1 protein-coding gene is annotated in these 384 nt (G+C 65.9%); it reads left to right on the top strand.

Going from position 1 to position 384, the window contains the following annotated elements:
• Positions 1-156 precede the first annotated feature (156 nt).
• Positions 157-384, top strand: a 228-nt coding sequence (locus I6F37_RS44675; protein ID WP_225155082.1) for a 2'-deoxycytidine 5'-triphosphate deaminase, incomplete at its 3' end; no start/stop codon positions are given.

Here is a 384-nt window from a genome sequence, read left to right as displayed (position 1 = left end):
CCGCGGACGAGCTGGGTTTCGACTTCCCAGTCGTCCGGATTTTCGCTTCGTTCCTTGGCCATGACCGTCGATGCCCCTCGGGCGCTGTAGTTAAGGCGCCTCTCTTAGGTCAAGCCGCTTGCCAGACTCAAGCTCATCCCTAAGGTCTTGCGTCCCATGACCACAGCTCCCGGCATCCTGCCCTGCCAGTCCATCGAGGCGCTAATCGCCTCTGGCGCGATTTCTTCGACCACGCCGTGGGACGCAGACCAGGTGCAGCCTGCCAGCCTCGACCTGCGGCTAGGCGCGCGGGCCTGGCGGGTGCGAGCCTCGTTTCTGGCCGGCCCCGGGCGCTCCGTCGCCGACCGCATCAAGGGCGTGGCCATGCACGAGCTTGATCTGGAG

Source organism: Bradyrhizobium sp. NBAIM08 (assembly GCF_020193935.1).
Lineage (GTDB): Bacteria > Pseudomonadota > Alphaproteobacteria > Rhizobiales > Xanthobacteraceae > Bradyrhizobium > Bradyrhizobium yuanmingense.
The sequence above is the reverse complement of the archived record's forward strand: the minus strand, read 5'-3'. Positions and strand labels throughout refer to the sequence as shown.